Source organism: Streptomyces sp. NPDC093225, assembly GCF_044753805.1.
GTDB lineage: Bacteria > Actinomycetota > Actinomycetes > Streptomycetales > Streptomycetaceae > Streptomyces.
Genome location: NZ_JBIVNX010000009.1, coordinates 204,534 through 211,792 on the forward strand (window position 1 = coordinate 204,534; position 7,259 = coordinate 211,792).

Genomic DNA, 7,259 nt, shown 5'->3' on the forward strand with positions numbered 1-7,259 from the left:
CGGCCTGCCCGCAGGAAAGTTGTGCCGGAAGTACGGTGATGCGCCCGCGGTGTCCGCCTTCGCGCATTGACCCTGTCCGGCCGTCCCCGTATGCTACAAGTTGCGCTGCGAGCCTGCGCTCCTCAGACCTAGCAGGCGCGCTCGCATCTGTTGCAACCCCTCGGTTCTCGAGGCTCCTCCCCGTTACCCACGGATCGGGGGCCTCCTTGGCTGTCCGGCTTACGCAGACGCGACAAAGGCTCCCGGCGTAGCAGTACCTACGACTTCATGTCCGTACCGGAGCCCTTTCCCACATGACGAGCAGCACCGAGACCACCGCCACCACCCCGCAGGTTGCGGTCAACGACATCGGTAACGAGGAAGCCTTCCTCGCCGCGATCGACGAGACGATCAAGTACTTCAACGACGGCGACATCGTCGACGGCGTCATCGTGAAGGTCGACCGGGACGAGGTCCTGCTCGACATCGGTTACAAGACCGAAGGTGTCATCCCGAGCCGCGAGCTCTCGATCAAGCACGACGTCGACCCGAACGAGGTCGTCAAGGTCGGCGACGAGATCGAGGCCCTGGTTCTCCAGAAGGAGGACAAGGAAGGCCGCCTGATCCTCTCGAAGAAGCGTGCCCAGTACGAGCGCGCCTGGGGCACCATCGAGAAGATCAAGGAAGAGGACGGCATCGTCACCGGTACCGTCATCGAGGTCGTCAAGGGTGGTCTCATCCTCGACATCGGCCTCCGCGGCTTCCTCCCGGCCTCCCTGGTCGAGATGCGTCGCGTCCGCGACCTCCAGCCCTACGTGGGCAAGGAGCTCGAGGCGAAGATCATCGAGCTGGACAAGAACCGCAACAACGTGGTCCTGTCCCGCCGCGCCTGGCTCGAGCAGACCCAGTCCGAGGTTCGCCAGACGTTCCTCACCACCCTGCAGAAGGGTCAGGTCCGCTCCGGCGTCGTCTCCTCGATCGTCAACTTCGGTGCCTTCGTGGACCTGGGTGGCGTCGACGGTCTGGTCCACGTTTCCGAGCTGTCCTGGAAGCACATCGACCACCCGTCCGAGGTCGTCGAGGTCGGCCAGGAGGTCACCGTCGAGGTCCTCGACGTCGACATGGACCGCGAGCGCGTCTCCCTGTCGCTGAAGGCGACCCAGGAGGACCCGTGGCAGCAGTTCGCCCGTACCCACCAGATCGGCCAGGTCGTTCCGGGTAAGGTCACCAAGCTGGTTCCGTTCGGTGCGTTCGTCCGCGTGGACGAGGGCATCGAGGGTCTGGTCCACATCTCCGAGCTGGCCGAGCGCCACGTGGAGATCCCGGAGCAGGTCGTCCAGGTCAACGACGAGATCTTCGTCAAGGTCATCGACATCGACCTCGAGCGTCGCCGCATCTCGCTGTCGCTGAAGCAGGCCAACGAGTCCTTCGGCGCCGACCCGATGGCCGTCGAGTTCGACCCGACCCTGTACGGCATGGCCGCGTCGTACGACGACCAGGGCAACTACATCTACCCCGAGGGCTTCGACCCCGAGACCAACGACTGGCTCGAGGGCTACGAGAAGCAGCGCGAGACCTGGGAGACCCAGTACGCCGAGGCCCAGGCCCGCTTCGAGCAGCACCAGGCGCAGGTCGTCAAGAGCCGCGAGGCCGACGCCGCCGCCGCTGCCGAGGGTGGCGAGGCTCCGGCCGCCGCTGCCGGTGGCGTCTCCGGTGGTTCGTACTCCTCGGAGTCGGACGACACCGCCGGCGCCCTGGCGTCGGACGAGGCCCTGGCCGCGCTCCGCGAGAAGCTGGCCGGCGGCCAGAGCTGATCACGGCGCAGCGTCCCGGTCGACGGCCCCGGTCCCTGACCGCAGGTTGCTGACCGAAAGCTGAAACGGTAAGGCCCGTCCCCTTCGGGGGGCGGGCCTTACTGCGTTCTGGTGCCGGGCTCGGGGTCCTGGGGCGGGGTGCTGGGTCGGGTTCCTGGGTTTGGGGTGCGGGGTCGGGGTCCTGGGTTCGGCGGGGCGGTCGGGGCCGCGTTTCGGCGGCCGTTCGGGGAATGGCGCCGCCCCGGGGAACGTTCTTCCTAGCGAACGCACGAGGGAGGAGCGGGGATCGTGCTTGATCCGCAGGGTTTGTACGAGTGGGACGCCAAGGGGCTCGCCGTGGTCGACCTGGCACTGGCCCAGGACTCGGCCGGGCTGGTGATGCTCTACCACTTCGAGGGCTACATCGACGCCGGTGAGACCGGCGAGCAGATCGTCGAGCGGCTGCTCGACACGCTGCCGCACCAGGTCGTCGCCCGGTTCGACAGCGACCGGCTGGTCGACTACCGCGCGCGCCGTCCGCTGCTCACCTTCAAGCGCGACCACTGGACCGACTTCGACGCGCCCGCGCTGGAGGTCCGGCTCGTCCAGGACGCCACCGGCGCCCCCTTCCTGCTGCTCTCCGGCCCCGAGCCGGACGTCGAGTGGGAGCGGTTCGCCAAGGCCGTGCAGCAGATCGTGGAGCGGCTGGGCGTCCGGCTCTCCGTCAACTTCCACGGCATCCCCATGGGCGTGCCGCACACCCGCCCCGTGGGCCTGACCCCGCACGGCAACCGCACCGACCTCATGCCGGGCCACAGCAGCCCGTTCGACGAGGCCCAGGTGCCGGGCAGTGCCGAGTCCCTGCTCGAGTACCGACTCGCCCAGGCCGGGCACGACGTCCTCGGGGTGGCCGCGCACGTCCCGCACTACATCGCCCGCTCCCCGTACCCGGACGCCGCCCTCACCGCCCTGGAGGCCATCACGGCCGCGACCGGGCTGGTACTGCCGGGCGTCGCGCACGCGCTGCGCACCGAGGCGCACCGCACCCAGACGGAGATCGACCGGCAGATCCGGGAGGGCGACGAGGAGCTGGTCGCACTGGTCCAGGGCCTGGAGCACCAGTACGACGCCGTCGCCGGAGCCGAGAGCCGCGGCAACATGATCGCCGAGCCGGCCGAGATCCCGTCCGCGGAGGAGCTCGGGCGCGAGTTCGAGCGCTTCCTGGCGGAGCGCGAGGGCGACGCGTAGGGGCGTAGGTGTGCGTCGGTGCGTCGGTGCGTCGGTGCGTCGGTGTCCGCGTGCACGGGTGTGCGGGTGCGTCGTCGTGCAGGTGTACGGGGCCGGGGTGGCAGGGCTTAAGCTGCGCCCCATGCTGAAAGTGGGCCTGACGGGCGGAATCGGTGCCGGCAAGAGCGAGGTCTCGCGGCTGCTGGCCGGGTACGGAGCGGTGGTCGTCGACGCGGACCGCATCGCGCGGGAGGTCGTCGAACCCGGCACGCCCGGTCTGGCGGCCGTGGTGGCCGCGTTCGGGGAGTCCGTACTGGCCCCGGACGGGACCCTGGACCGGCCGAAGCTCGGCTCCGTCGTCTTCGCCGACCAGGAGAAGCTGCGCACCCTGAACGGAATCGTGCACCCGCTGGTCGGGGCCCGCTCCGCCGAGCTGGAGGCCGCCGCTGGCCCGGACGCCATCGTCGTGCACGACGTACCGCTGCTGACCGAGAACGGGCTGGCACCGCTGTACGACCTCGTCGTGGTGGTGGACGCCGCCCCCGAGACGCAGCTGGCCCGCCTGATCGCGCACCGGGGCATGGCCGAGGACGAGGCGAAGGCCCGCATGGCCGCGCAGGCCACGCGGGAGCAGCGGCTGGCCGTGGCCGACGTCGTCATCGACAACGACGGGCCGCTGGAGGCGCTGGAGCCCCGGGTCCGCGAGGTGTGGGCGGAGCTCACGGTGCGGGCCGCCGCGGCCGCCGGGAGCTGAGCGGCCCGTTCGTCGCGCGTGTGCGGTTTCCGGGGGCCCGGGCCTTGGAATACGCCTGGGTGCCGGGACGTTGGACGGCTCGCAGACGGAAGGACTGGTGACTGACCGTGTCGGAGAACGCGCCGCGCAGCCCCGAGACCCACCTCATCGACTACCGAGCCGCGGAGCGCCTGCTGGAAGCGGGCGACCCCCGAGGAGCGGTGAAACTGCTCGACGCCGTCATCGACGCCCACCCGGAGACCACCGGCCCCCGGCTGCTGCGTGCCCGCGCCTTCTTCGCCGCGGCTCAACTACGGCCGGCGGAGCTGGAGTTCGAGCTGGTGCTGGAACGGGAGCCGGACAACGCCTACGCGCACTTCGGGCTCGCCCGCACGTACGAGCGGGCCGGTCGCCCCGCCCGGGCCCGCCGGCACTTCCGTCTGGCGGCCGCACTCGACCCCAAGCCGGAGTACCTGAAGGCGGCGCGCTTCGACGAGTGAGCGGGGCGCGTGCGGCTTCAGGGCCCGTCGCGGGGGCGTCCGTCGCCGGGTCGTCCGTCGCGGGGGCGTCCGTCATGAGGGCGTCCGTCGCGGGGGCGTCCGTCGCCGTGGTCGGGCTCGTAGGGCGGGACGTCCCGGCCGGGCTGCCAGTGCGGTCCCTGACGCAGGTGGCGCACGATCATGGTCAGGTCCACCGCCACGATCAGCAGCAGCGCTGCGCAGGCCGCCGCCCAGCCGGGCCGGCCGACGACCACGAACGCGGCCGTCCCCAGCCCGGCCCAGACCAGACCCCACACGCTCAGCCAGAACCGCATCCGCAGCGCGCTGCGGGCGTTGACCGGCTCGTTCCCGCTCCTCATGGCCATCGCCTCACCTCTGACGCTCCTACCCGGGAACGCCTTGGTCAAGGCTCAGGGAAGCGCTCTGGGTGAGGCTGGCGGGTGCGGGTGCGGGTGCGGGTGCGGGTGCGGGTGTAGCTCACTGCGGCTGTGGTTGCGGCTGTGGCGACGGCAGGGCGGCCGGGGCCGTCTCAGGGGTTGAGCTTGTTGACGGCCGTCACGACGGTCTTCTTGAAGGCCTTCACCGGGGCCTGGGACAGGGTCCCCATCTCGGCCCAGCGGACCACGGTGACCGTGCTGCCGTCGCGGCCGATCCCGAAGAGGCTGACGCCCGGCTCGGACTCGGGGATCGACGTGTGGACGCCGTACACGTGCGCGCCCTCCTCGACGACGACCTTGCCGTAGTCCTGCCAGCTGGCGGTGCCGCCGGGCGTCTTGCGCAGCCAGTCGGCGGCGCAGGCGGCCACCTTCCGCTCCAGCGCGGCGGCGAGCCGGGCCGCGGCCGTGCCGGAGGCCGCGCGGACCGAGACCTGCACGGCGCCCGTGTCGTACTCGGTGCCGAACGTGCGGTGCCAGACGCCGGTGGCCGGCAGCGCGCGGTCCAGGCAGAACGGCACCGGGTCCGGGATTCCGCGGGTCACCCGGCCCGCGTACCACGGCGAGGAGGGGTGGGGCGGGAGGTCGCGGCCGGTCAGGAACCCGGGTGCGGTGGCGGCGGAAGCGGTGGCGGGGGCCGACCCGGGCGCGGCGGTGCCGGTGGCGAGGGCGGCGGGTGCGGCCAGGCCCGCACCGAGGGCGGTCGCGGTGGTCACCGCGGCGATGGCGATGGAGCGCTTGAGCATGGTGGTTCTCCCCGTTTTCAGGCTGTGTTGGTGTTCCGGGGCCAGAGTTCCCACCATGCGGGGTGTCGGGCAAAGGAATTGGCCCCATCCGGGACACTGGAACGGCAGAACGTACTCCCACCTGGGGAAACATGCCTGGGGTGGAACGGTGTCTCGGGACGGGGGAGCCATGGGCGGGACGGGGCGGGCGGCGGAGACGGCGGATTTCGCGCGCCTGATGCGGGAGTTGAAGGAGCGATCGGGGCTGAGCTACGGGGCGCTCGCCCGCACCCTGCACACCAGTACGTCGACCCTGCACCGGTACTGCAGCGGGGAGGCGGTGCCGTCGGAGTTCGCCGCGGTGGACCGCTTCGCGCGGGCCTGCCGTGCGTCCCAGGGCGAGGCGCTGGACCTGCACCGGGCCTGGCTGCTGGCCGACGCCCGCCGGCGGGCCGCCCAGCGGGAGCAGGCGGCGGGGGGTGCTGGTGATGGTGCTGGTGAGGGGGATGAACTTGGGAGTGGCGGTGGTGGTGATGACAGTGGTGGTGGGGATGCTGCTTCTGCTTCTGCTTCTGCTTCTGCTTCTGCTTCTGCTGGTTCTGGTTCTGGTTCTGGTTCTGGTGTCGGTTTTCGTGCGGGTGCGGGTGCGGGTGCGGGTGCGGGTGCGGGTCCCGCCGTTGTCCCCGGAGAGTTGCTGGTTCCCGTCGCCCTCGTGGCGAAGCCGGCCTGGTACCGCAAGCCCCGGACCGCTGCCCTGGCGGCTGCGGGTGCCGCGGCAATCGCGGTGGTCGTGGCGCTGGCCGCGAGCGGTCCCGACGCCACCGGGCGCCTGGCGGGCGGTTCCGTCGCCCCGGCCGGCACCACCCCGGGCGGCCTTCCGGGAAGTCCCGGAGCCCGCGGACACGGGCCCGCCCCCAGCCCGTCCGGCGCGAGTGTTCCGGCCGGCTCGGGCGCGCCGTCGGCACCGGCCTCGAAGTCGGTGGCTCCACCGGCCGCCACGGGCTCGCCGAGCGTGGCTCCGAGCCCCACGGTCCCGGTCCGACCCGGCGCGGGGGAGCCGCTGGCGCTGTCCGTGCGCTCGCACGTCTGGCAGAACGCCTGCGACCACTTGTACTTGAGCGAGCGCGGCCCGCAGGCCGTCCCCCCGCCGCCGGTCGAGCAGGACGCCCCCGCCTGGGCGGCGGCGCAGCGCGCCGTGCACGCCCGGCAGCAGATCGTCGAGGTGACGGCGACGGGCAAGGGAGCCGGGCCGGTCGTGCTCCAGGCGGTGCAGGTTCGGGTGGTGGCCCGCCGGGCTCCGCTGAAGTGGAACGTGTACGCGATGTCCCCCGGGTGCGGTGGCGCCCTGACGCCCGCCACGTACGCCGTGAACCTGGACGCACCGCGCCCGCTGGCCCGTCCGGTGGAGGGCAGCGACGGGGGAGAGCCCGTACCGGCGCCGACGCTCCCGCTGCGGGTGTCGGCGCAGGACCCGGCCGTGCTGCGGGTGGAGGCCACGACGACCGGGTGCGACTGCGACTGGTACCTGGAGCTGCGCTGGGTCGCGGGCGAGCGCTCGGGCACCACGCGGGTCGGTGCCGACGGCGGGCCCTTCCGTACCAGCGCGGCGGTGGGACGCCCCACCTACGGCTATGCGTACGAGCTGGGGCGCTGGTCTCGGGGCTGAAGGTCCGGGCGTGAAGGTCCGGGGCTGAAGGCCGGGGATGAAGCTCGGGGTGGGCTGGGCTTGCTCCCGGGGGACGGCGGGGCGGGGGCTTCGGGGTGGGGGCCGGTGTGGGGGGTGGGCTCGCTTCGGGGGTGGGTCCCGTGGTGTGTGGGTCCCCTCGGTGCTTGACAGGGGTGGCCTGCAGGCCCTGCGGCAGGCCCAC

General features: G+C 72.2%; 7 protein-coding genes. 5 read left to right on the forward strand and 2 right to left on the reverse strand.

Annotated elements, in window-relative coordinates; all coding sequences use genetic code 11:
* Positions 1-293 precede the first annotated feature (293 nt).
* The 4 genes from rpsA (at position 294) to ACIQCH_RS11730 (ending at position 4,232) form a co-directional block, all read left to right on the forward strand.
* Positions 294-1,793: a 30S ribosomal protein S1 gene (rpsA, locus tag ACIQCH_RS11715; protein ID WP_030197880.1), complete on the forward strand. Its 1,500-nt coding sequence runs from the start codon at positions 294-296 to the stop codon at positions 1,791-1,793.
* Positions 1,794-2,081: 288 nt separating this feature from the next.
* Positions 2,082-3,020, forward strand: a complete 939-nt coding sequence (locus tag ACIQCH_RS11720) for a PAC2 family protein (protein WP_402580469.1) — start codon at positions 2,082-2,084, stop codon at positions 3,018-3,020.
* Positions 3,021-3,141: 121 nt separating this feature from the next.
* Positions 3,142-3,753 (forward strand): dephospho-CoA kinase, encoded by a 612-nt coding sequence (gene coaE, locus ACIQCH_RS11725; protein WP_402580470.1) that lies wholly within the window; start codon positions 3,142-3,144, stop codon positions 3,751-3,753.
* Between the two features lie 107 nt (positions 3,754-3,860).
* The gene (locus ACIQCH_RS11730) at positions 3,861-4,232 is read left to right on the forward strand and encodes a tetratricopeptide repeat protein (protein ID WP_402580471.1); all 372 of its coding nucleotides are present in this window, start codon (positions 3,861-3,863) and stop codon (positions 4,230-4,232) included.
* Positions 4,233-4,249: 17 nt separating this feature from the next.
* Here ACIQCH_RS11730 and ACIQCH_RS11735 read toward each other — a convergent pair whose 3' ends face one another.
* Entirely contained in the window at positions 4,250-4,591 is a 342-nt protein-coding gene (locus tag ACIQCH_RS11735; protein WP_402580488.1) for a DUF6343 family protein, read from the reverse strand.
* Between the two features lie 170 nt (positions 4,592-4,761).
* Complete coding sequence (locus tag ACIQCH_RS11740) at positions 4,762-5,412, reverse strand: hypothetical protein (protein WP_402580472.1); 651 nt, start codon at positions 5,410-5,412, stop codon at positions 4,762-4,764.
* A gap of 169 nt (positions 5,413-5,581) precedes the next feature.
* On the opposite strand from ACIQCH_RS11740, the gene ACIQCH_RS11745 reads away from it, so the two are divergent.
* Positions 5,582-7,057, forward strand: coding sequence for a helix-turn-helix domain-containing protein (locus tag ACIQCH_RS11745; protein ID WP_402580473.1), 1,476 nt, complete (start codon positions 5,582-5,584; stop codon positions 7,055-7,057).
* Positions 7,058-7,259: the final 202 nt, after the last annotated feature.

Excerpts from the sequence above, each read along its gene's own strand:
- rpsA (WP_030197880.1), top strand. The coding sequence starts at position 294 with ATGACGAGCAGCACCGAGACCACCGCCACCACCCCGCAGGTTGCGGTC.
- coaE (WP_402580470.1), top strand. The coding sequence starts at position 3,142 with ATGCTGAAAGTGGGCCTGACGGGCGGAATCGGTGCCGGCAAGAGCGAG.
- ACIQCH_RS11735 (WP_402580488.1), bottom strand. The coding sequence starts at position 4,591 with ATGAGGAGCGGGAACGAGCCGGTCAACGCCCGCAGCGCGCTGCGGATG.
- ACIQCH_RS11740 (WP_402580472.1), bottom strand. The coding sequence starts at position 5,412 with ATGCTCAAGCGCTCCATCGCCATCGCCGCGGTGACCACCGCGACCGCC.
- ACIQCH_RS11745 (WP_402580473.1), top strand. The coding sequence starts at position 5,582 with ATGGGCGGGACGGGGCGGGCGGCGGAGACGGCGGATTTCGCGCGCCTG.